General features: G+C 35.9%; 17 protein-coding genes. 2 read left to right on the top strand and 15 right to left on the bottom strand.

From position 1 onward, the window contains the following. Positions 1 to 2,484: a heavy metal translocating P-type ATPase gene (locus FXN70_RS07275; RefSeq protein ID WP_324646799.1), complete on the bottom strand. Its 2,484-nt coding sequence runs from the start codon at positions 2,482 to 2,484 to the stop codon at positions 1 to 3. Between the two features lie 168 nt (positions 2,485 to 2,652). Here FXN70_RS07275 and FXN70_RS07270 point away from each other — a divergent pair, with 168 nt between their 5' ends. Then, entirely contained in the window at positions 2,653 to 2,850 is a 198-nt protein-coding gene (locus FXN70_RS07270; RefSeq protein ID WP_324646798.1) for a heavy-metal-associated domain-containing protein, read from the top strand. Between the two features lie 165 nt (positions 2,851 to 3,015). Then, positions 3,016 to 5,421 (top strand): membrane-bound PQQ-dependent dehydrogenase, glucose/quinate/shikimate family, encoded by a 2,406-nt coding sequence (locus FXN70_RS07265; RefSeq protein ID WP_324646797.1) that lies wholly within the window; start codon positions 3,016 to 3,018, stop codon positions 5,419 to 5,421. A gap of 61 nt (positions 5,422 to 5,482) precedes the next feature. On the opposite strand, the gene FXN70_RS07260 is transcribed toward FXN70_RS07265, so the two are convergent. The 14 genes from FXN70_RS07260 to rpmF all read right to left on the bottom strand — a co-directional run bounded on the left by FXN70_RS07260 (position 5,483) and on the right by rpmF (position 24,359). Then, positions 5,483 to 6,733, bottom strand: coding sequence for a capsular biosynthesis protein (locus FXN70_RS07260; RefSeq protein WP_324646796.1), 1,251 nt, complete (start codon positions 6,731 to 6,733; stop codon positions 5,483 to 5,485). A gap of 8 nt (positions 6,734 to 6,741) precedes the next feature. After that, the gene (locus FXN70_RS07255) at positions 6,742 to 8,667 is read right to left on the bottom strand and encodes a capsular polysaccharide biosynthesis protein (protein ID WP_324646795.1); all 1,926 of its coding nucleotides are present in this window, start codon (positions 8,665 to 8,667) and stop codon (positions 6,742 to 6,744) included. A 655-nt stretch (positions 8,668 to 9,322) separates the two neighbouring features. Further along, positions 9,323 to 10,417 (bottom strand): glycosyltransferase family 61 protein, encoded by a 1,095-nt coding sequence (locus tag FXN70_RS07250; RefSeq protein WP_324646794.1) that lies wholly within the window; start codon positions 10,415 to 10,417, stop codon positions 9,323 to 9,325. Between the two features lie 271 nt (positions 10,418 to 10,688). Continuing rightward, the gene (locus FXN70_RS07245) at positions 10,689 to 14,471 is read right to left on the bottom strand and encodes a CDP-glycerol glycerophosphotransferase family protein (protein ID WP_324646793.1); all 3,783 of its coding nucleotides are present in this window, start codon (positions 14,469 to 14,471) and stop codon (positions 10,689 to 10,691) included. 2 nt (positions 14,472 to 14,473) lie between these two features. After that, positions 14,474 to 15,583 carry a stealth family protein gene (locus FXN70_RS07240; protein WP_324646792.1) on the bottom strand — a complete coding sequence of 370 codons (1,110 nt, stop codon included), beginning with the start codon at positions 15,581 to 15,583 and terminating at the stop codon, positions 14,474 to 14,476. 2 nt (positions 15,584 to 15,585) lie between these two features. Beyond that, positions 15,586 to 17,283 (bottom strand): polysaccharide biosynthesis/export family protein, encoded by a 1,698-nt coding sequence (locus FXN70_RS07235; RefSeq protein ID WP_324646971.1) that lies wholly within the window; start codon positions 17,281 to 17,283, stop codon positions 15,586 to 15,588. 4 nt (positions 17,284 to 17,287) lie between these two features. Continuing rightward, positions 17,288 to 18,385, bottom strand: coding sequence for a capsule biosynthesis protein (locus tag FXN70_RS07230; protein ID WP_324646791.1), 1,098 nt, complete (start codon positions 18,383 to 18,385; stop codon positions 17,288 to 17,290). Further along, positions 18,366 to 19,037: an ABC transporter ATP-binding protein gene (locus FXN70_RS07225; RefSeq protein WP_324646790.1), complete on the bottom strand. Its 672-nt coding sequence runs from the start codon at positions 19,035 to 19,037 to the stop codon at positions 18,366 to 18,368. The genes FXN70_RS07230 and FXN70_RS07225 overlap by 20 nt, the downstream gene beginning before the upstream one ends. Beyond that, positions 19,034 to 19,864, bottom strand: a complete 831-nt coding sequence (locus FXN70_RS07220; RefSeq protein ID WP_324646789.1) for an ABC transporter permease — start codon at positions 19,862 to 19,864, stop codon at positions 19,034 to 19,036. Before FXN70_RS07220 ends, FXN70_RS07225 begins: the two co-directional genes overlap by 4 nt. A gap of 282 nt (positions 19,865 to 20,146) precedes the next feature. Then, positions 20,147 to 21,694 carry an EAL domain-containing protein gene (locus FXN70_RS07215; protein ID WP_324646788.1) on the bottom strand — a complete coding sequence of 516 codons (1,548 nt, stop codon included), beginning with the start codon at positions 21,692 to 21,694 and terminating at the stop codon, positions 20,147 to 20,149. 253 nt (positions 21,695 to 21,947) lie between these two features. After that, positions 21,948 to 22,184, bottom strand: a complete 237-nt coding sequence (acpP, locus tag FXN70_RS07210; protein WP_324626152.1) for an acyl carrier protein — start codon at positions 22,182 to 22,184, stop codon at positions 21,948 to 21,950. An 85-nt stretch (positions 22,185 to 22,269) separates the two neighbouring features. Next, complete coding sequence (gene fabG / locus FXN70_RS07205) at positions 22,270 to 23,004, bottom strand: 3-oxoacyl-ACP reductase FabG (protein WP_324646787.1); 735 nt, start codon at positions 23,002 to 23,004, stop codon at positions 22,270 to 22,272. Beyond that, complete coding sequence (gene fabD / locus FXN70_RS07200; RefSeq protein ID WP_324646786.1) at positions 23,001 to 23,990, bottom strand: ACP S-malonyltransferase; 990 nt, start codon at positions 23,988 to 23,990, stop codon at positions 23,001 to 23,003. The genes fabG and fabD overlap by 4 nt, the downstream gene beginning before the upstream one ends. A 186-nt stretch (positions 23,991 to 24,176) precedes the next feature. Further along, entirely contained in the window at positions 24,177 to 24,359 is a 183-nt protein-coding gene (gene rpmF, locus FXN70_RS07195; protein ID WP_086213569.1) for a 50S ribosomal protein L32, read from the bottom strand.

Raw genomic sequence — 24,359 nt, 5'->3', positions numbered from 1 at the left:
TCATCCTTGAGAGAACACCGCGTTAAAACGCTTTAAACGCAAAGCATTCCCTAATACAAATACCGAAGACATCGCCATGGCAAATGCTGCAAACATGGGCGATAACAAAATACCATAAGCAGGATACAACGCGCCTGCTGCTACGGGAATTAAGGCTGCATTATATACAAATGCCCAAAATAAATTCTGCTTAATATTCAAAATTGTCGCTTTACTCAGTGCAATTGCATGCCCAACACCTTGTAAATTACCTGACATCAACACTACATCCGCCGACTCAATGGCAATATCAGTTCCTGTTCCAACAGCAATGCCAATATCTGCTGCGGCTAATGCAGGCGCATCGTTAATCCCATCGCCTACAAAAGCCAATGTGCCATAATGTTGCTGTAATTTTTGAATGGTTTTGGCTTTTTGTGCAGGTAAAACTTCTGCAACAACCTCATCAATATCTAACTGTTTGGCAATCGCTTGTGCGGTTAAGTGATGATCGCCCGTAATCATCACGATTTTTAAGCCCAATTGATGTAAATATTGAATTGCACTTGCCGTGGTCGTTTTAATGGCATCTGCCACGATCAACATTGCTGCGAGTTGTCCATCAACAGCCATATAAATTGGCGTTTGACCTGCATTTGCCGCTTGCTGCATTTTTTCATCAAATACACTCAAAGACAGTCCGAGTTGCTGCATTAATCGTGCTGCACCCAAGTGAATTTGATGACCATCAACCACTGCCTGCACGCCATACCCTGTTAAGGCATGAAACTGTTCAACTTCAAGCAATGCAATCTGCTGAACTTGAGCATATTCAACAACAGCCGTGCCAATAGGATGTTCCGATTTCTGTTCGATCGATGCCGCCCATATCAAAATTTGCGTTTGATCAAATGGCGCTAACACATCCAATTCCGTCAAACTGGGCTTACCTTCGGTGAGTGTGCCTGTTTTATCAAATGCCACAACTTTGGCTTGTTGTAAGTGCTGTAGTGCATCACCCTGTTTAAATAAAATGCCAAGCTCTGCGCCACGCCCTGTACCGACCATAATTGAAGTCGGTGTTGCTAACCCCATTGCACATGGGCAAGCAATAATAAGTACGGCAACCGCATTCACTAAAGCCAAACTTAAAGCAGGCTGTGGCCCATACAACCACCAAACTATAAAGGTCAACAATGCCAATGCCATTACCACAGGTACAAACCACATGGTGACTTTATCAACCAAACTTTGAATAGGAAGTTTACTGGTCTGTGCTTGCTCGACTAAGCGAACAATTTGCGCAAGTACAGTATCAGTACCCACTGCTGTAGTTTGGACTGTGAGCGTTCCTTGCTGATTGATCGTCCCTGCAATCGCAATATCACCCGTTTTTTTAGCAACAGCTAAAGGTTCACCACTCATCATCGACTCATCAACGAAGCTATTGCCATCAATGACTTGACCATCGACTGGAATTTTCTCACCCGGTTGAATCAGCACTCGCATACCGACTTTAACCTGTGAAATATCCACCGTTAGCACCTCTGCATTTTGAATAATTTTAGCTGTTTTGGGCTGTAACCCTAATAAATGCTGAATTGCCGCTGATGTGCGTCCTTTTGCTTTGGCTTCAAAATATCGTCCCAATAAAATTAAGGTGACAATCATCGCCGCAGATTCAAAATAGACATGCTGATTGTTGAGTGGCAATAAATTCGGTAAAAACATTGCCACACAAGAAAAACTATAAGCGGCCAAAGTTCCAAGTGTCACTAAAGAATTCATGTCGGGGGCAAACCGTAGTAAGGCAGGCACACCCTTTTGATAAAATCGCCGTGCAGGAAACAACAACACCAACGTGGTACAAATGAATTGAATCCATTGGCTTGTGCTTGTACCAAGTGTGTGGGCAATCCAATGGTGCCACGTTGGAATTAAATGCCCACCCATTTCTAAAATAAAAACAGGTAAGGTCAATACCAAAGCAATATAAAAATCGCGCTGTAGGCTTTGAGCATCTTGCTCTCTACGCTGGGTAAGCTCATCCACCGCATTGAGTTGTTGTGCTTGAACCACATTTGCAGCAAAACCTGCTTTTTGGACAGCTTGAATAAGCTGACCATCAATCACATCATCAGTTAAGCGAAGCTGTGCTTTTTCTGTGGCTAAGTTGATGCTTACCGCCAAAACCCCATTCACTTGAGTTAAGGCTTTTTCAACACGTCCCACACAAGAAGCGCAGCTCATACCTTGAATATCTAATTCCACACTATGTTCGGGTACATGTGCATCAAAACCAGCTTTCGTTACAGCATCAATCAATTGCTGAGCTTGAATAGTAATTTCACTTTTAATCTGAGCTTGTTCAGTGGCTAAATTCACACTGACATCTATTACACCTTGCACTTTTTTTAAAGCGCGTTCTACCCGCCCCACGCAAGAGGCACAGGTCATTCCTGTGATATTTAAATTTTGTGTATGGTCTTGCGCTGATGGATACATGATTCGTCCTCAAACAACAAAATAAACGCTATTTTTTAAGTTTAAACCTTTCCACGTGGTGAAGGTCAATCCTCTAAATGAAACTCATTATAATCTATTAATATTCACTTGACCTTAACCTTATGGTAAGCTTTACCATAAGGAAAAATAATCGTCAGGTAGACACAGATGAAATTTGAAATTCAAAACATGACCTGTGGTGGATGTGCGCGTAGCGTCACTGCAACCATTACAACACTCGACTCAAATGCAGAAATTCATATTGATGTAGAAAAAAGACTGGTGGATGTTTCTAGCCAGCTCAGTGCTGATCAAATTATCACTGCGTTAACTGAAGATGGTTTTCCTGCTGTACTCAAAGCCTAAATTTTAAAAGCTAAGATAAAAAGAGGAATCTTAGCTTTTATCTTTTAGATAAAGCCCTTATACATTTCCTGCAATTTCTATCATCGATTCTTCAAGTTCTTCATCACGCTTAAAGGCGCTGATATTCTATTTGCAGTGAAATAGCCATCTATTTAGGATAAATATATGGAAGTTCCTCAAACAACACGTGCAATGATTCCTATTCGAATTTTTGCCGTTTTGCTCTTGCTCTTAGCATTACCTATGCTATTAGGCGGTGGTTATCTTGCAGTTTTAGGTGGATCTTGGTACTACCTACTTTCAGGCTTAATCTTAACCGTATCATCTCTCTTTTTATTTAAAAACAAACTCATTGGTGCCAAATTATTTGGGGTATTCTTTGTGATTACCCTCATTTGGACGATTTATGAAACAGGCAGCCGTTTTTGGGGCTGGGTACCACGTTTAGCACTAGTTGCTGTATTTGCATTTTTCTTGACTTTGCTTTTACCGTACATTGAACGTGGTGTGAGCCGTAAGTTTTCGTACAGTTTAACCACAATTATTGCATTGGCTTTTATTGTGACCGGCGTGTGTGCATTTTTACCACACAACAGTTATGAGTCAGGCCAAGCATTATCTGACAAGCCATTAACTGCTGCTGTTTCAGACCCAACCCAAGCCGACTCTGATTGGACGCATTATGGGCGTGACAGCAATGCAACGCGTTACTCGCCATTACAGTTAATTAACGCAGACAACGTTAAAGAGCTTAAACAAGCATGGGTTTATCGTACAGGCGATTTACCACCTGCGGGCAAAGACAACAAATGGGCGGCAGAACACACCCCAATTAAAGTCGGCAATGGCTTATACGTCTGTAGTGCCACTAACAATATCAGCCGTATTGACCCTGCTACAGGTAAGGAAGTTTGGAAGTTTAAGTCGGGCGTACAATATAAAAGCGTTCCTTATACTGCTGCATGCCGCGGCTTAACCTATTATGAATCTAAAGTCATTCCACGTGATCAAGCTTGCCATAGCCGTATTTTGGTTGCGACTTTAGACATGCGCTTAATTGCGGTCGACACTGAAACAGGTAAAAGCTGTGAAGGTTTTGGTACACATGGTCAGACCGACTTAAATACCGGCATGGGTTCAGTAACACCGGGCTTTACTGCCGTGACTGCCCCTGTTGTAGTAGTCAATGACACCGTTATTACCAACCAAGAAGTCCGTGATAACCAACGCCGCTGGGCACCATCAGGTGTAATTCGTGGTTATGATGCAGAAACAGGTAAGTTTAAATGGGCCTGGGATGTTAAACGTCCAAATGATCATACCGAACCAAAAGCAGGCCAAGAATATAGCCGTGGTACACCAAACTCATGGACTGCCATGGTGGGTGATGACAAACTTGGCTTAATTTACGTTCCAATGGGTAATGCAGCAGGCGACCATTACAGTGCAATGCGTAGCCCAGAAGAAGAAAAAGTCAATGCAGCTGTAGTTGCACTCGATGCAAAAACAGGTGATTTACGTTGGGCTTTCCAAACGGTACATAAAGACGTTTGGGATCAAGACTTAGGTTCACAGCCAACATTAATGGACTACCCTGACAACACAGGTAAAGCTGTTCCTGCGATGTTAGTTCCAACCAAATTAGGTCAAACTTTTATCTTAAACCGTGTTACAGGTAAGCCTCTAACTCGCGTAGAAGAGAAAGCAGTTCCAACTACTGGCGGTGTTAAAGACGATCCACGTTCTCCAACGCAGCCGTTCTCGGTTGAAATTCCACGTTTAGGTGCAATGTTTGGTGACTTAAACGAAACTAAAATGTGGGGCATCTCACCAATCGACCAAATGATGTGTCGTATTAAATATCGTCAAGCCAACTACCAAGGCATTGATACTCCACCAAGCTTAGACAAGCCATGGATTATGTATCCAGGTAACAATGGTGGTAGTGACTGGGGTAGCTATGCTTATGATGGTAACCGTGGTCTGATGATTGCCAACTGGAACAACACACCAATGTATGCTCAATTATTGTCTCGTAAAGAGGCCAATAAAGAGGGCTTAAAGTCGATGGATGATCCAAACTATAAACCTGTAGGTGGTGCTGGTCGACCAATGGCAGATACACCGTATGGCGTTAAAATCACCGCATTCTTTAGCCCGACAGGTATGTTATGTAGCGAACCACCGTATGGCATGATCACTGCTATTGATTTACACACTAAATCAATCTTGTGGCAGCATCCATTAGGTAGTGCAGAACGCAATGGGCCATTTAATATGGCAACGCATATGCCAATTAACATTGGTACGCCAAACAATGGTGGCCCTATTGTTACGGCGGGTGGCTTAACCTTTGTTGCAGCAACCACTGATGATAAAATCCGTGCTTTTGATAATCGCACAGGTAAAGAGTTATGGAGTGCTGTATTGCCAGCTGGTGGTCAAGCTACACCAATGACTTACTCAATTAATGGCGAACAATATCTTGTCATTATGGCAGGCGGTCATCACTTTATGAAAACCCCTGTAGGTGATTATTTAGTGGCATTTAAATTGCCATCCAAGAAATAATTTTCGCTTACCAATAAAAAACAGCGACTTTAGTCGCTGTTTTTTTTATTACAGATCAAAACTAAACTTTCATTGACTCTTTTGTAGTGATTCCAATATCTGATACTGGTGACTGATAATAAGTCATCCATGGTGAGAGCCCATAATAAGAGCCATTCAATTGCGAAAATTCAATCAGTTCATGACGAAAATGATTGAAATACGTTTTATCTACCGTTCCTTGTGCAGACCAAAATTGCGATAGCGGATATTGATTGGTTAATCGAGGTAAGTCATACAAGGCTCGCCCTAATACTTTTACCGGAATGCCATGAAATAAGGCCTGTATTCCTGTTGTACTATTTACAGTCACCATACCCAAACTTTCTTTGAGTAATGAAGGTAAATGAATATCACAAAAATAATGTACTCGCCCTACAACACCATGTTGTTCAGCACACTGCTGAATTAAGCGTTGATAATTTCGATAGCCCCGATCCATAGGATGATGCTTTAGCACCAAATGCCGATTTTTTTCAGCATTTAAACTAAAAGATTGAATGACCTGTTCAATATAACTTTCCATCCGCTTTAAATCGCTATGAACGCGGATTTGAAAGTCATTATGTACCTGTAAGGCAAATACAAAATAGTTTTTTTTCTGCTGCGTCAAAAAATATGAGAATCTCTTTTCTTCACTAAATGCATTTTTTAAACGTCGCCAAGCCGAAAGAAGCCAACAATATAATTCAATTAAAGGCGACATACAGCGGTGATGATAATAATACGGATAAAGAATAAGCGCACAGCTCCACATCAAATAATATAAAAATGCACTACGTAACATTTTAGGGTAATTATTATCGACTTCCCTAAATGTATCTAGATCATTTATAGTGTTTGAAACATGTGTTTGCTTTAAATGCTCGGCAAAATTTGAGAAAAAATTCACCCCATCTTGCTCAAAAGTAATGTAATTAGGGCGGATGTAACCTTCCTCAAAGGCAAAGAATTTAATGTTATGTTTAATTGCAACCCGATTTGCAATTCGATGATATTTTCGACAGTCGCCAAAACATACCATGCTATCAATTTGGTGCTGCTCTACAAATTGCTGAATCCAACCTGAAAAATCACTCGCTCTCTGCCTAAAATGAAAAATATTTTTTCTAGCATGATAATAAAACCAATCACCACCATTAAAATTTATTTTATAAACCTCTACGCCTTGCAACATGAGCCAATCTGCTAGTTGTGCAAAAAAATCTCCCATTGGCCCTTGTAGGAGCAGGACTTTTTTCGATGAAACTAATTCATCTAAATGAACTGACATTTTACAATTTATTTCCTAATTTTTAGACGTCTAAAACTCGCAAAAACTTTTTTAAACAAAGCTGTATTCGCTACTTTTGGCTGCCGAATCGATTGCTGTAAGTAGTCAATCACATGCTCTGGCGTTACAACGGGAACGCCCATTTTTATGGTGAACTGAATATTATAGACAGGATATTCAATCAAGGTACTATATACCAATTGTTCTAAACTAAGTTGCTTATTTCGTCTAGCACAAACATGTAAATCTTGGGTTAATCCCCAGCCAGCATAAAAAGGTAAGCCGTAGCAATAGACTTTTAATCCACGTAAAAGTGCTTCAAAACCACTCAATGACGTAATTGTATGCACTTCATCACAAATTTTAAAACACTCAAGAATTGAACTTTCAAGTTCTATTCTATTGGCGTACTTTAATATATCTACTTCTGCAATATGCCCCACTCTAAGTCCAGCATGTACATCAGGATGAGGCTTATAAATAATAAAACTATCAGGATGATTTTCCCTTACTTTTTTTAATAAACCCAAATTTTCTTTTATATCTACACCACCGAGTTGAATGGATAAGTCATCTTCAACTTGACCCACAACCAAAAGCACACGTTTTTGATGTGGTGGGCGATCTAAACTTTGCTTCGTGCCTACATTATATTTAGAAATTTGTAAATCGATTAATTTTCGGATTAAATTTTGGCTACGTAAAGTCTGCTCAGCTGTTAAACAACTCCGATTTAACAAGTTTTCTAGTCGTGATGGCCCTGTAGCATCATAATAAATGCCAACATTATCAAAAACTAAAGAATGTGGGCGAATCAATGCTGCACCCAACCCAAACGAACGGATAAATCCATCTTCAACCGTAATCACTTTGTGGAAATTTTGTTGCTTAAGTCGTTTGGCTTTTTTCCCCCATGCCACAATTGCTTCGCTGTGTTTAGGCAAAAACCAATGCTGAAATTTCAAAGTCACTTTTGGGAAGTTCAAAAAACTCGCCATAAACTTTTGCTTCCAACGGCTAAATCCCCAAACGACTAAATGTGCAGACAATTGTTGTTGAAACTGAATATTGGTAATCAATACGTCAATCACCTCTTCTAACTCACAACGCTGATGCGAAACAGGCGAAATATACCGTGCATAATTGAAATATGCCGCAGCAAAAAGCTGCTCTACACTGCGTTTTACGATGCGACGATTTGTAACCAAGTGAGTAGGTGCATGCTCATCACAGGTTACGCCCCATCCTGCATACCACGGCATACCAAAACAGTGAACTTTTTTCCCACAAAGTAAGGCCTCAAACCCAAGTTGTGAGCTGACAACATAAACCTCATTCATACATTTTAACAATTGAATTGGATTATAATTTTCGCTACATATTTTAATGTTTGGATGCTGTAACGCTGTTAAATCAAAATGCCCTTTAGCCTTTTTTGCAACGACATCAGGATGTACTTTCATCCAAATAGTTGCTTTAGGATGATTTCTAATTGCCTGATTAAGCATAACTTTAAAAGAATCAGGAGTGGCCCCAGCATACTGAATGGATTGATCACCAAGAGTTTGATCAACCACTAAAATATGCTCTCCCTGACAAAAATCATTTGAATTTATTTGAATAAATTTTTGATTATATTTAGTAATACCATAAGTCACAATTTTTTCAATTGCCGCTTTAGCTCTCACCAAATCATCATCATTATAGTTTTTTAGAATGATCTTTTCTAAGTCTGAACTCTTTGTGGCATCAAAATAAATTCCTTGCTCATCCACAACAAGCGATAAAGGTGGGTAGCCCTCTTTCCCTAGCCCAAGTGAACGAATGAAGCCATCTTCTAAACAAATACAAGGAATACCATGTTGCTGTGCATATTTTTCTGCACGAAAAAAACTAGGTTTACGACCCCAACCAATGATAGCGGATTGTTTCACATCAGAAAGAAATGCAGAAATATGTGGAATTTTTGAGATTTTTTTGTTTGAGAAGTAAATCATTTATACAACAAGAAAACTATTATCATCAATAAAAGGAATTATACTCATAAGAGTTAGTCAATACATCTCTAACCACTATTTTTATTTAGACTTTTAGTAATCGTCAGCATCTTTAAGTGTATCAATCCACAATTTATATATTACACAAAAAACAATTGCTACAACTGAGATGCATATCAACATAGAGACCTCAAATTAGCCTTGGTGATAGCATTAGCATTACATAGCTTTTTTACAGATTCGTTAAAATTCAGATTGGTTTAATTAAAACTTTATTGATTTGTTTAAATCATTAGATCTCTTGCATAAATCAAAAAAACAGCCATAATTAAACAAATTCTGTAAAAGAGGCAAAGGAATTATATGGCTCACCTACTTAGAGAATACCCGAAGTAAAACCATCTTGTATATTAAGCATACATCAATGTCATGAATAGCTGATATTAGATTTTAAATTTAGATATACATACTAGATCATGTTGAATTCGATTAGCCTCAAACATTTTTGAAGATGCAAAATATGACATAGCTATGAAATTAAAACGATCAATAAAATGATCGTTTTAATTTATACAAGAAATATATCAATCTATCAATAACCAAAATGTTTTTCTAAACCTAGTTTTACATCCTCCTTGTTAATTGTCCAAGGCGATTGGTTTCTGTAAGTAAAGTCCGGTTGATATCCGACAACATGACATAATCTCGAAGGAAAGCCTTGTGAAAGTATAGTATCCGCATTATAAAACCAGTTCGGAGACGACATAATTAATACTTTTAAATTAGGTTTACCAAATAAAGCCATATGCATAGCTGTACCTCCAGTTCCAGCCATTTCATCAACTTGACTATAAAGTGCTATTTGGTCCCAAATAGGCAGTTTTTCCGGGGCAATTGAGACAAATCCCTTATCTATAAATATTTTTTCTATTTCATCCTCATTACTTAGCGTATGAGTATCTAAGTTCTTACGAGAAACATACAACTTCTTGGGGAAATTTTTAGGCTCAATAGATGAAATTCTTAAAGAAAAGCTTTTTATTTTATTAATAATTTCCCAAAACTGAGGGTGAAGCCATTCTTTCCTATTAAAAGATGCATCTGCACTATAAAAGTCCCTTGTCAAAACAGGTCTCTTTAAAAAATGTAATCTATTAGGATCGATATCCAATGCAGCAAGAAAAAACCGAAGTATTTCTTGATGTGCCAGCGTATTAACTAAAATTGCATCTTTAGGGGCGGAATGTAATGCCCAAAGACGAGGTAAACTATCTAAAAGAATATGACCAAATCCATTCGGCCAATCTGTGTCAATTGAATAAATTGGTTTATCTGTCACATCATATTGACCATTAAAAGGAACTTTAGTCTTAAATTGATTATTGCCTAATCGATGAAGAGCTCCATGGAATCCTTTCATATTTTCACGAAAATAACTTCCTTCTGATATTTGAAAGGATTCACAATCTAGAACAACGCTTCGCTGTAAAACAAGTGAATCTGTATATCGCAATAATTTAAGTGCTGCTGGTGAGTGCTTTAAAGCTAACTCTGCATCACGCTTAAATACATGATTGCCATACATCTCTGGAAAAGACCAAGTAAACGATTGTGGAGCTTCTAGCAAGTCCACCAGTTGACCACTTTTTGGAGTCGACAACCAGGGTTGCTCTAAAATATTTAACATAAGGCTCAACCACTAATTAACAAATAAAAATTTAAAAAAAAAATGGAGTTAAGACTCACCCTTGCCATCATACAATTAATTAAAAGTTATTTTATAATTCATCTATATATTTTCTAAATTAGTCAAAATTTTGACTAAAATGCATTAGAACTTATATAAATTAGATCTACACATAGATTATGAAAAATATTAATAGTTCTTCTAAATATTTGTAAGAACTCAAGAGCTAACTAATTAACACAGCTAACTCTGTTGTAAAATAATCACCTAATTAAATTTCCAAAATTTGACTCGAAAATAAATTAAAAAATTGGATAGTATTGTTCAAATTTTCAGGAAAAATGCTTAACATACCTTTATGACATTCACGAACAAGTATGGTATCTCCTTCTAATATAGCAATTTCTGCAACTAATTTCCAATAGTCATAACTACTTTCATATGTTGGTTTTTCAATCAAATCATATGCTTGCGAAACTAGACCTAAACGATAAGTAGCTAATATTTTTGTATAATCATCAACAATTAGATCATATTCCAAATAAAAATCTCTAATCATTTTCCAACATTTTAAATAAATTAATGCATTTAAATAATTTTTTTTGATTAAATCATTAGAAGGATACTTCTCAATCCAAAGCATTGAATTGTTCTTCAGAACATCCCAATCCTTCAGATAAATTAATGAGTTAGAATATTCAATAACTGAAACCTCATCGAAATAAGAAAAACCATATTCAGAATATAATTTATTATACCAATAACGACTTAGATTATATTGTTCATCAGCATATTGAATATGTGCTTTTTCCAAAATGAACATATACTCATTTTCATAGAGATTTTTATCTAGTCCATGAGTAATATTACTCGCTTCCTTAATATAACCTAAAGAACGATAAGCATAAGCTAAATGAACTTTAAGCTTGAATGCAAAAATCAATTGAGATAGCTCTATGTTTTCATTTTCAAAAATAAGAATTTCATTCACTAGAAAAATTACATTATCCCATTTTTCCAAAATGATACTTTCGAAGATTGTTGAAATTTTTTTAAAATCCCCATCAAGATTAAAAAATTGTTTTTTAAGTAAATCATTAAAATCTAAAACATTTTTTAAAGACATATGTGAATATAGTACATATAAAATTTCTTTTTGATTTAGGATAACTTTTGGTTCTAATAAAGCTATTAGTCTAGTCCAGTCTCTTTCAGCAAAAGCTAGCTCAACATCCAAACCAATATTATATTTAAAATTTAAAAACTCTTTTAATTCAGCCCATTTTTTCTGTAAAATCAAAGAAGAACCATATAAGTCAACTATATGTTCATTTATAACTTCAGGATATTCATTTACTAATTTAGAACACCTACATTCAACTAAAGAATAATCTAGATCTAAAGCAGCAGTATTAATTGATTTCAACAAACGTTCTAGAGAAATGGTTTCTTGTTCCATACTATCGAGATTTAGAATAGCATTATATACTCTTTCACAACACCTTCCATCTCTGAATGGAAATGTTTCCGACATACGATTGCTATATACAGTTAATGGGCGACCATCATTCATCAAGATAGTATCTAGGCTATCTAAAGTTTCATCTACTGTTTCAATAACAGGTCCAAATCCATCTTCTTCGTAATCAAAATAGCCTTTTTGATATATATGGTTTCCTGCAAAAATATTATCTCTATCAAACTGAAAATATATAACTGCCTTCTGTAGATAAGCCATCTCAAATGCCACTGATGAATAATCGGTGATCATAATTTTTGCATCTTGAAATAGTTTTTGCATACTAGTTTGACTATCACTAGCACTCCAAATACTTATAAAATTTGGAACATTAAATTGATCAAGATAAGGAGTAATATTCGCATGAGGTGCAAAAATTGCTGTATAACCATAGTGGTCTACTAGATTCTTAAGTTTCGGACTATGCAAAAATTCATACCATGCTTGAGCATAAAAAGTTTGCATAAATTCATCATTAAGCTCACGAGTATTACCCTGCCCCACAGTTTTACCCACAATTGAGTTTCTCCATGTAGGCATAATTAAAATTATTTTTTTATCAACATCTTTTTTCAACAAGCTATCATGTCTAGGAAATCCAGTTAATACAACTTCTTTTTCAGTAAGCTTATAATGATTATTATCACCTACAATTGATTCATATTCAAACGGACTTGCAGTGATTAAACATTGTAAATTTTTCTTCGAATTAAACCAATTTGACATATCATCTTTAGTTAGTCCATGCTGTAAAAAAATAAACTTCTTGCTATACTCATATTCATCACCAAAATAATTATTAACATAACGATCTAGATGACTACTTATAATTTTTGAACAACTCCTTAATTTGATTTCAAAATAGCTTGAACCATATTCAACTAAATTAAAACCATCAAGCTTTAACCTATCCCAGTCATGTGAATCACGACGCAAAGCAAAATAAATTTTCTGATCAGAGTGATTTTCTTTAATATATCTATACAAGTGCTCTGCATTATCATCAGCCTGTACATCTCTATCCATCAGCATGAATGATCCATCAGTAACATATTTAACAGAAGGTTTATAAGCTTCTAAAATATCTTTTACTTTAACTCCTGCTTTATGTTGCTTTTTATTTAATGATATCTTCGCATTCACCCTATTTAATATGACTTCAAATTGTGTATTCTCATCTGTATAAGGCACCCATATGCGGCGTTCTATAACAAATTTTTCATCAATAAAATCATAAACTGTATTCTTTTCATAGACCGGCAAGATATCTATACCGTTAAATTGAAAACTTTCTGACATGTCGAAATATGTAAAATAGCTCAATAGAATCTGTTTTTTTTCACGATCTATATTCTCTATATATACAATTAAATTGTCAGGCTGTGTTTTTTTAAACATACCTAACATGCCAACTTTTTGAAAAAACCAAATTCCAGCCAAATCGAATTCTAGAATTGTTTTTACATCGATATAAGTAAAAATTTCGTAAATCAATTCAAGAAAAGTATGCTTCTGCACATCAGTAAGAAAAGAAACTTTATTACTATTATTTAAGAGATGTTTAACATACCATGAAATATCATAAAGTGTTGTACGTTGAATATGAATTGGAACATAGCCTAATTTTGCCTTATATGCTTCTAGCATATTTAAATGCCCATATTTAATTACATTATAATATTTTTCTGGCTTACCCCATGCTGTATCTAAAGTTGAACTTCCATCCTCTCGCTTACGATAGTAATATACAGCATTTTTTAAAAAGTTTACTTCGCCATTATTACAATACAACATATAATCACTAATAAATTTCCCATCTTCAAATACGGGCTTTACATTATCATCAAAATTGATTTCGAATCTTTTAACTAAGTCACTTTTGAATAAAGTAGTTGATGCAGATAAATTTATATTTTTCTGCAAATCTCTCATTTTCATAATATTTTGATTTTCTTTGAATCTAAAATTCAATGAATGTCCATCTTTAACTAAATCTTCTTTCTCTATATAAAAAAGTATATTTGTCACAAGCATATTAATATTTTTATTTAAAACAAGACTTTCATCAATATTTTTAAAATAATCAACATGCAAATAATCATCAGGATCGGTAAACGTTACCCACTCTGTTTTTACATGCTCCATACCTAAGTTTCGTGCAGAAGCTTGCCCACCATTTTCTTTATAAATATAATGTATATTTTTAGGGTATTTCTTTTGCCATATTTTAATAATTTCTGCCGAATGGTCTGTAGATCCATCATCCACACAAATAATCTGAATATGCTTTTTAAAATTTAAGCTTTGTTTTACAATACTCTCAAAGTATTCATCTAAATATTTTGAAACATTATATACAGCAGAAACAATAGTAAAATTATTTTGCCCCTCATATTTAATTGGGATATATTTTTTTAATTGCGCTGTTCGTTTAAAAACCATATCTTTCACAAAAAGTTCAGGATTTTTTTTTAATTTATTATACTTTTTATCTAAACCTAGGCCTTTAGCAATTACATCTAAATCTATACTCATTATTACTGTTCCTCAAAAAAATATTGTTCAAGCATTTGGTTTAACCGGCTTTGGTAATCGTTTAAATCTTGTTTCTCACTATAAAAATCGTTTGCGCAAAAAGAATGAGGATGTAACCCATCATTTTTTGCATTAATCAATTTTTCATACTGTGAAATAGCATGATTTGATCTAATGTTAAAATAATAACAAATTTCAGGTGTTGCTACAGATAGTCCTTTTAAATACATAACCCATGGAACTAAATATGTTGCCATATTGATATCATTTTTAGATCTAAACTTATTACTTAAAAATGATTCAATTTCAACTATATTTTCATTAAATACTTCTTTAAAAGTAGACTTTTTTAATGACATATAAGTGTGAACTAGAGGAGTATTAACTTCTACATCAAAAGTTTTTTTTATAATTTCTTTTGAATTTAAAGATGCATATAGTGTGGGTGTGATAAATCCACCATTAATCATTACTTCTATATTTTTTTTAGATGGAAAAATAGATGCAACTCCATTTTTTCTAAAAAAATGTGTTTTAGATAACTCTTTAGCAACAAAAACATCATCATTAAAATAAATAAAATCTTCACTTAACCCATTAATTTTATGTAAATGAGCTTCAATTACATGAGAATTAAATGTAGGTAAATATTTTTGATCAATAATCTCTTTATGATCAATAATAATGACGTTATCACAAATTTTATGTAACTTTGGAACTTGACTATCGGTAATAATGTAAATGTTTCTGACCCATGGTAAATATTTTCGAACACTATAGGTCGAATAATAAATTTCATCGTGATTTTCAAATCTTGCCGTATCATTTGCAGAAATAACTGAGTTTTCTAGGCAAGCATTACTGTATTGGCTATATTTTTTTATCCATTCAGGATCTTTGTTATCAACCCATGTAAATACGACGTCTACAATATCCTCCGATGCCCTGACGATGTTGTCCTCTAAGCCCCAAGACAACTTCTCAAACTGAGCAATGTAAACCTCATCTTGCTCAGAATATTTCTGTTCACAATTGACTATCGGATATTTCTTAGTCAAAAAATCCCGAAAGAACACACCAGGATTTTTTATTAATTTTTTGATTTTACGCACGCTTATAAATCCAACGCCACTTTCGTTGCAACCGCGATACGATATAGAATTTCTGTAATACCACGCGCAATCTCAACAGACTTCGACGTGACCTTTGGTAAAACCATAATTTCATCACCTTGACGAATTTTATGCCCTTTACCGACTAATTCAGACTCACCATTTTGATGAATAATAATAACTTTAGACTTATTGGACTTCTGACTAAACCCACCCACCTGCTTAATATAATCCATTGCATCCATATTAGGTTGCCATTCAACACCGTTTGGAAAAGCAACTTCACCATGTACCATAATTACAGAGGTTTTTTCAGGAATCTGTAAAACATCGCCTTGTTCTAAAATGACATCTTGGAATGTCTTCGGATTTAAAATGACCTGCCCTTTGGGCTGTACTTGTCGCGCTTTTGCAATAAATTGCTTCACTAATTCGGCATCTTTAGAACGCAGGTTTGCTTCTTCTTGTGTACTTGAGCGAGCATTAAAAGTTGCATCTTCAAGTTTATCTAATGCAACATTCAGCATTTCTTTTTGGCGTTCAGCAACTGATGGTCTAAACAATTGTAATGCATCAACCTCAGCCAACTTATTCGGTTGTAACTGCTTCAATACCTCAGAAAGTTTTGCACCATACGGCAAGACTACAGCATGTGGCCCATTATGCGCGCCCTCAATTCGAACCTGAATAGTTCCTGCATAACGATCTGCAGTAACGCTCAGTAAATCCCCATCTTGCAACATGACATTCTGTGCCGCAGCGAGTGAATAATATTCGCTTCTAAACTCATTGCCTTGACGACGCATGATACTCACATTTGTTGCGCCTGGTTTTACTTTTGCAACACTCAATGCTTGAGCCACAGTCAACTCAGGTACATTAAACTCAAAATCATAGGCATTATAAACTTCACCAGTCACACTAAAAGTATGATTTCGTGGTGAAACAACGATTACATCACCATCTTTAAAACTAAAAGGTAAAATTTTACCTGCAACTAAAAAGTCATATAAGTTGACATATTGCATTAGTTTTCCGTTACGCATAACCCGAATATCTACATAACTACCACGCTCAGGATCAACCCCACCCGCTCGATCTAAATATGCCAATACCGTATCATTTGCAACGCCACCATAATTACCTGGCTGATTTACAAAACCGGTTACAAGCACTTTTACTGGCTGTGCTTGCTCAAGTGCGGCGTATACACCGACATTTGCAACATATACACGGCGAATGTTTGATTCTATTAATTTTTGCAAATTACCATTGGTCGTACCTGCTACCTTAACAGGTCCAACATTCGGCACAAAAATATTCCCTTGTGGATCAACTGTTAAAGTACCTGAGAATTGATAGGCACCCCATAACCGAAGATTAATATTATCCCCAGGATTTAATACATAGCTGCTATTAAATGTTGAACCTGCAGTACTTGCAAACGCGCCTTTAAACAATTGCGAGCCAAACATATTTTTAGTATTACTATAGTTCATTGACGAACTTGGAGAAGTCTGAGCAATCGATTGACTTGGTAAAATTGTTTTATCTGCAATTTTTTGACCATTTACATCTGCAGCAGCTGCTTCACTTCCAATACGGTCTGAGAGTTCTTGTGGCAATAAGTCACGCACATGGGCTGCAAAAACAGAGCTTACACTTACAGATAAAATAGAAAGCAGGAATATTTTCTTCATCATATTATTCTCTATGTTCACGTACAATCGAATAAATTAAGGTACCAATACCAAATAAGATATTGAGTAAAATAAATGCCGTTACAGAGATATAAACTTTACGTGGATATAACGCATCTTCTGCCAATCTCGGCGTTGAAATAACAACCAGTTTCTTCAACTTACGTGATGCTTCTAAACGTGCTTTTTCTAAAGACGCTAGCGAGATTTTATATAAATCCGTTGCGAACACAACCTGTGCTTTAAGCTCTTCAAAGTCGGCAACCTTACTATTCAACTTTTGTGTATTTGGTGATGTTAATTTAGCATTCTCATCATCAATTTGTTTTTGAACTGCTGCAATTTGACTACGAATTGCAACAACTTGTGGTGCATCTGGATTTAAATAACTTAAGAGTGTCCGCTCTTCTGTGGTTAGTTGAGCCAAATTCGCCTGTAAACTCGCAACAATCGTTGAAACGGCTTTGGCCTGAGTTTCGGGGTCAAACATTTGATTTTTGTTCTGATAGGCCAACAGTGCATCACGTGCTTGATTTAACTTTTGTGTTGACTCAACCACTTGTTTTTCTGCAAACTTCAACTGTTCCGTTGCGATGCTTTGAGAAATATGGTTAATAAAAGCATCACTTTGGTTCAAAATTTCTTGATTGAGTTTAAGTGAAAATTGCGGTGTAAAACCTTGAGAAGCAACCTGCAACATCATCGTTTTTTCATCTAGTTCAACATGAACTCGACTTTGAAAATATTCAACTAAATCTTCAATGGGTGCATCTGATGTAAGTGAAAAAAACGGATCACTTTTCTCTACAAAGGCTTTGCGTAAATTTAAGCTTTTATCTAATTTTTCCACCATATCACGTGAAGTAATATACTCTTTCAAAATATTAGTATCTTCACCACTGGTATTGGCAACCCCTAAAAGTGCACTCAAACCACTAGCATCAAATGATGCTGTAGCCCCGACTTGCTTTACCAATAATACAGATGCAGACTCATAACGATCTTTAGCAAAAAAACATAAATATAAAATAATGATCATGAGTGGTAAAACCACTAAGCCACCATATGCGATAATTAGCTGCTTATTTATTTTGGATTGCATATGCTTTATACACCTCTACCGCATCCTGAACATTATCAAAGTATTCCGCTTTTCCATCTCTAACAAAAAAAGCAACATCACAATTTCGGGTCAAATCATTTAAATCATGTGAAACCATAATGATATTAGACTTCTCTTTTAAATTATCCAATAACTGCTGACTTTTCTTACGAAAAGAAGCATCCCCCACTGCACCGGCTTCATCTAACAAATAATAGTCAAAATTAAAGGCCATACTTAAACCAAAACCAATGCGTGAGCGCATACCCGAAGAATAACTTTTAATGGGCATATCAAAGTATTTACCGATTTCAGCAAAATCTTCTACAAAATCGACCACTTGCTGCACTTCATCTTCGTTTGAAACATAAAGACGTGCAACAAAGCGTACATTTTGTCGCGCGGTCAAACTTCCTTGAAAACCACCAGATAGTGCAACGGGCCAAGAAATTGATTTTTTACTAATCACCTGCCCAGAGTCAGCATAATCAATCCCACCAATAATTCGCAGTAATGTACTTTTACCTGCGCCATTTTTCCCTAATAAAGCAACACTTTTATTTTCTGGCAGAACTGCATTTAAATCTTTAAATACAAAATGTCGCCCTTTTGGTGTAACGTAAGATTTGGTTAATTGTCGTAATTCAATCATTTAGATTTCACCATGCGACGCTCAAAACGCTTATATAACAATAACCCAATAAACAAAACCATGATGCTCCAAACCCAAAAGTAGGCTAAGCTAATACCCGTAACCAGTGGATAACTTGGTGAAACTGCATTTCGCATGAGTTCAATAATATGTATAAGAGGATTCCAAAGCAAATACTGCTGATACTGCACAGGAATAATATGCAGCGAATATAAAACACCTGAAAGAAAATACAGTACGGTAAAAAATACAGATAAAAACTTGCTAATTTCTTTTGAAAAATCGCCTACAACCATAAAAACAAGGCTACAACCTATCATAAATATAAATAATGATACCCAATAAAGAAGCAATTCAGGAATCGCATGAAAGCTCATGTGATAGCCAAACCATAAGATAACAGCACTAAAAAAAACATACGTCACAAAACTTAATAATAATTCTAGGATACTACGGGCCAATAATGCATCAATTGGGCGAACAGGGCGATAGCTAAACAAGCCTTGGTTGGATTGTGCGGCACTTAACGCTTGAGAAATGCCAGTTCTAAACATAAAAAATGGGATAATGCCATTGATTAAAAAAATTTCATAATCAATGCCTGGTAATGTTCTTTTCATTACAGTACCAAATAATAAAACCATAATCCCAATATTAAATAAGGGTTCCAAAAACACCCATAAATAACCAAGTCGATACTGACCAAATCGCGTTTGTAATTCTCTTAAAAATAACGCACGAATTGCGGCCGACATTACTTTTAATCCACCACGTGGTTTAAGACGAGGTAATTTTTTTTCTGTCAAAACTGTTGTAGGTTCTACCATAGTAAAACTGTATCGTGATACTCAAGCGCCCATCATACCGATATACGATTAGAGAAAAAAGTTAGATACTATTAAAAAAAGAATAAGTATTCTACAAATAACAATAGAGCACCCCAATACATTGTTTTTTAAAAACTTTCAAAATAAGTGGAAATCATTTTTTTGCAAAAAATTACAAAAAAACAAGACAAACTAAATACCTATATCTAATTAAAATGAACAACTTACACAAACCTTAGCTATTCCCAACAACCAAAACACCTTTAAAGCTAAAATACATCACTAAGTATTTATCTGCTTTTGTAGCAATTCATAAATATCACTTGCAGACATCGATTTATAAAACAACCAACCTTGAGCAAATGCACCATCGATCTGTTCTTTTAAAAACTCCCATTGAGCTTGAGTTTCAACACCTTCAAAAACAATTTTATACTTTTGCTCTTGCGTTAACGCAATAATTGCAATAACTAAATCTTTCCAGAACTGATTTTGAGTGACATGTTTGAGTAAAATTTTATCAATTTTAATGGTATCAAATGCTAAACCTGAAAGTGATGAAAGATTCGATGTTCCCGTACCAAAATCATCAAGACTTACTCGACAACCAAGCGCTTTAATTTGATTAATTTTCTCTGACAAATCTTCTAAATTCAAATCAACACGCTCCGTAACTTCACACACAATTTGCTTTGGCTCTACATCAAATTTCTTTAATTGTTTTACTAATAAGGTATAAAATGATGTTGTGATTAAATCAGACTTATTTAAATTAATTGAAACAGTAAAATCAGCATTTTGCTTAAATACATTCTTAAAATCACTTAAGGCTTGATTCAACACAAATTGAGTAATTTCACGATCTAGCTTTAGTTTTTCAGCAAGATTAATAAAAAGTAGTGGCGAAATTTGCCCGTATTTAGGATCATTCCAGCGAACCAATGCTTCAACGCCTACAATCTTTTGATCCATTAATCGAACAATAGGCTGATACTCGACATACAAATCTCTTTTCTTAATCGCACGTTTCAATCGATTAGACAAAGAATCGCTCGAGCGTAAAAAATGAAGACCAAATACAGTGACTACAATCCCAAAAACTGAACCAATCATGATCACTAGCCACCACTCTTGATTCGACAATCGAGCAACGCCTGCCTGATAATCTCGTATTTCAATACAAACATCTCGTACTGGATGACAGCGCCTTATATCTTGGGTTTGAAACGGAAACTCATCAGACATTTGGGTAGCATCATGATGCCTTAAGAAAAAATAGGTATAATTGGCACGTTTTGCAGTAATTTTAAGATCGAATCGATTCGATAATCTTTTTAAAGTATCAAAGGCTTTAGGCTGAACAACCACTAAAATATTATTTTTTAGCGTCATATTCCCATTTAAGTGATAGGGAAAAATAGCACCATTATTCTTAATTTTTGAGAATCCTGTCGCATTTGTATACCCTATAGGAGGTAATATAATTTCAGGCTGGAAACGACCCCACATTGCGCTACATAATAAAAGATGATGCTTAACTATCCCAATATCATTAATAAATTGATGGTTCCAAATAATTTTTTTTAATTGATTAAAATTTTCAGTTGAACAATCTTGAATATTTAAAGATGCTGCCGCTTGTAAAGAGTCGATAATTTCAGAATTCACTTGCAGCGTAAAATCCATCGCTTCTTGTGCATAAGCTTCGATCGCATGCTTTGAATCTTGATAATAAATTAACTGCATAGCGCTAATAAGCACACCTAAGCCAAGCAATCCACCTACAAGTGCAAGCAAAAAGGGATAATAATCTTGTTTTTTTTGGGACATCTTGCTTCGCCCTCATCCCCGATCAATTCCATATAGAGAAAGAAATCTAAGTTTCTTTATCACATCTCCAAAATACTACACTTCAAAGCTTGAATGCGTAAAAATTACTATAGATAATCATGTTTTTCAATCTATTGTTAATTTATATATCATCTTACTTTATCTACAAATTAAAACCTATTTTAAATAAATACAAGAATTTAAAATAAAAAACCACTTCAAAAGAAGTGGCTTTTTTAATCAGAACTGACAATTAACCAAGTTTCTTAGCTACATAATCAATTGCAGATTGAACAGTTGTTAATTCGTTAGAATCTTCATCTGGAATAGTAATGTCGAAATCATTTTCGAAAGACATTACAAGTTCAACTAAGTCTAAAGAATCAGCACCTAAGTCATCTGTAAAAGACGCTTCGTTTTTGATTTCTTCAGCACGTAGACCCAATTGTTCTGCAACTGCTGCTTTAACACGTTGTTCGATATCGCTCACAGGAAATCTCCTCACTGCTTATGGCGTTTTTTAATGCCGTTAGTTTAATTGAATATTCAAAAATTTAAAAGGTTCATGGCTTAGATTAAGCCATATATAAACCACCATTTACATGTAAGACATTACCTGTAATGTAACTGGATTTATCGCTAGCAAGGAAACTTACAGCATTTGCGATGTCTTGAGGATCTCCTAGACGCCCTAATGCTACTTGTTCACTCATTTTTTTGCGAATTTCTTCACTGAGCTGCTCTGTCATTTCGGTTGCAATAAAGCCCGGCGCAACAGAGTTTACTGTAATTTGACGACTACCCATTTCTTTGGCAAGGCTACGGCCAAATGCTTCAATACCCGCTTTCGCCGCAGAATAGTTGGCTTGACCAGGGTTTGCAAAATGTGCAACCACAGAACTAATATTAATAATGCGTCCAAAACGTGCGCGGGTCATACCTTTTAATACACGTTTAGACAAGCGATACACTGCCTTTAAATGAATATTTAAAATATCATCCCAATCATCTTCAGACATACGCAACAACAAATTGTCACGGGTAATTCCAGCATTATTGACTAAAACCAATACTGAACCATATTTTTGTTCGATGCCTGTCACCAATGCATCAATGGCTTGACCGTCACGTACGTCTAACACAGCGCCTACGCCTTGCTCAGCAAAAGCATGGGTTAATTTTTCTGCGCCAGCTTCAGATGTTGCAGTACCTACAACAAAAAAACCATCTTGTAGCAGTTGTTGGGCAATCGCTGCGCCAATGCCACGGCTTGCACCCGTAACAAGTGCAACTTTACGTTCTTGTGTCATGCTATTGTTCCTTCTGCAGCTAAAATCATGTTTAGCGCATCTTCCATGCGACTTGGTGTATCCAGCGCAAATGTTTTTTCAATATTTGGGAGGCGTTTTGCCATATTACTTAAAACTGCACCTGGACCACACTCTGCAATCAAGCTTATGCCATTGTCTTGCAAAGCTTGTACCGTATTGGTCCACTGTACAGATTTATACAATTGTTCAGTCAATGCTAAACGCAATGCGGCTACATCGGGGGCAACACTTGCATTGACATTTTGTATTACAGGAATACGCGGTAGCTCAATGGCAGTTTGTTCCAAAGCCTGTGCAAATTGCTCGGCAGCAGGTTTCATGAGCATACAATGTGATGGCACAGAAACAGGTAGTGCAATTGCTTTTGCACCTTGTTCTTTGGCTTGAACCATAACTGCTTCAACCAATGCCGTTGTTCCTGCAACCACAACTTGCCCTTTGGTATTGTAGTTTGCAGCATCCACCGAACCTTGATCTGCCGCTTCAGTTACTGACTTACACAGCTCAAGCACTTGTTCGTCTGCTAAGCCCAAAATAGCAGCCATGGCACCTTCACCTTGTGGCACAGCACTTTGCATGAGTTTGCCACGCAAATGTACCAATTTTACCGCATCTGCCAAGCTCATTGCTTCGCCTGCAACCAAGGCACTGTATTCACCCAAAGAATGCCCTGCTAGAAACTTTGGTGCTAAACCACCTTGCTCTAACCAAACACGCCATAAGGCAATACTTGCCGTTAAAAGCACGGGTTGAGTGTTGGCTGTTTCATTTAAGCCTTCACCACTTTGTGCAATGTGCCATAAATCAAAACCCACAGCAGCAGAAGCTTCCGCAAAAGTTTCTTGCACGCTGCTAAACTGTTCTGCAATTTCAGCGAGCATGCCGATTTTTTGTGAACCTTGCCCCGGAAACACAAAGGCAGTTTTTGAGGCTTGAGCAAATTGCTCGAGTCGTTTAGCAGACATATAAAGAATCCTTTTAGTCTTCCATTGAAGTTTGGAGCAGCAATTTAACATTAATTTTTTTACTTTTTAATTGCCAAATACAACATTTATTTTTGCTTTTCATCTTTTTTATTTTTATTTAGCCATAAAAAAAGGAGCTTTCGCTCCCTTTTTTGACATTAAAGAAAAAACTTTAATGCTGTCCAATTATTCAGCAGATGCTTTAGCGAATAATTGACGACCACGGTAGATACCGTCTTTAGTTACATGGTGACGACGATGAGTTTCACCAGTAGCTTGGTCTACAGTTAATGCATTCTCGGTTAAAGCGTCATGTGAACGGCGCATGTCACGGCGAGAGCGACTTTTACGGTTTTGCTGAACGGCCAT

Source organism: Acinetobacter sp. MD2, from assembly GCF_035615575.1.
Taxonomy (GTDB): Bacteria; Pseudomonadota; Gammaproteobacteria; order Pseudomonadales; family Moraxellaceae; genus Acinetobacter.
Note: the sequence above shows the minus strand (reverse complement) of the source record. Positions and strands in the feature narration are given on the sequence as shown.

What these genes read in the sequence shown, in the direction of transcription:
- FXN70_RS07220 (WP_324646789.1), bottom strand. Translation starts at nt 19,864, where the DNA reads ATGGTAGAACCTACAACAGTTTTGACAGAAAAAAAATTACCTCGTCTT.
- FXN70_RS07215 (WP_324646788.1), bottom strand. Translation starts at nt 21,694, where the DNA reads ATGTCCCAAAAAAAACAAGATTATTATCCCTTTTTGCTTGCACTTGTA.
- FXN70_RS07275 (WP_324646799.1), bottom strand. Translation starts at nt 2,484, where the DNA reads ATGTATCCATCAGCGCAAGACCATACACAAAATTTAAATATCACAGGA.
- rpmF (WP_086213569.1), bottom strand. Translation starts at nt 24,359, where the DNA reads ATGGCCGTTCAGCAAAACCGTAAAAGTCGCTCTCGCCGTGACATGCGC.
- FXN70_RS07265 (WP_324646797.1), top strand. Translation starts at nt 3,016, where the DNA reads ATGGAAGTTCCTCAAACAACACGTGCAATGATTCCTATTCGAATTTTT.
- FXN70_RS07270 (WP_324646798.1), top strand. Translation starts at nt 2,653, where the DNA reads ATGAAATTTGAAATTCAAAACATGACCTGTGGTGGATGTGCGCGTAGC.
- fabG (WP_324646787.1), bottom strand. Translation starts at nt 23,004, where the DNA reads ATGACACAAGAACGTAAAGTTGCACTTGTTACGGGTGCAAGCCGTGGC.
- fabD (WP_324646786.1), bottom strand. Translation starts at nt 23,990, where the DNA reads ATGTCTGCTAAACGACTCGAGCAATTTGCTCAAGCCTCAAAAACTGCC.
- FXN70_RS07260 (WP_324646796.1), bottom strand. Translation starts at nt 6,733, where the DNA reads ATGTCAGTTCATTTAGATGAATTAGTTTCATCGAAAAAAGTCCTGCTC.
- FXN70_RS07230 (WP_324646791.1), bottom strand. Translation starts at nt 18,385, where the DNA reads ATGCAATCCAAAATAAATAAGCAGCTAATTATCGCATATGGTGGCTTA.
- FXN70_RS07250 (WP_324646794.1), bottom strand. Translation starts at nt 10,417, where the DNA reads ATGTTAAATATTTTAGAGCAACCCTGGTTGTCGACTCCAAAAAGTGGT.
- FXN70_RS07245 (WP_324646793.1), bottom strand. Translation starts at nt 14,471, where the DNA reads ATGAGTATAGATTTAGATGTAATTGCTAAAGGCCTAGGTTTAGATAAA.
- FXN70_RS07235 (WP_324646971.1), bottom strand. Translation starts at nt 17,283, where the DNA reads ATGAAGAAAATATTCCTGCTTTCTATTTTATCTGTAAGTGTAAGCTCT.
- FXN70_RS07225 (WP_324646790.1), bottom strand. Translation starts at nt 19,037, where the DNA reads ATGATTGAATTACGACAATTAACCAAATCTTACGTTACACCAAAAGGG.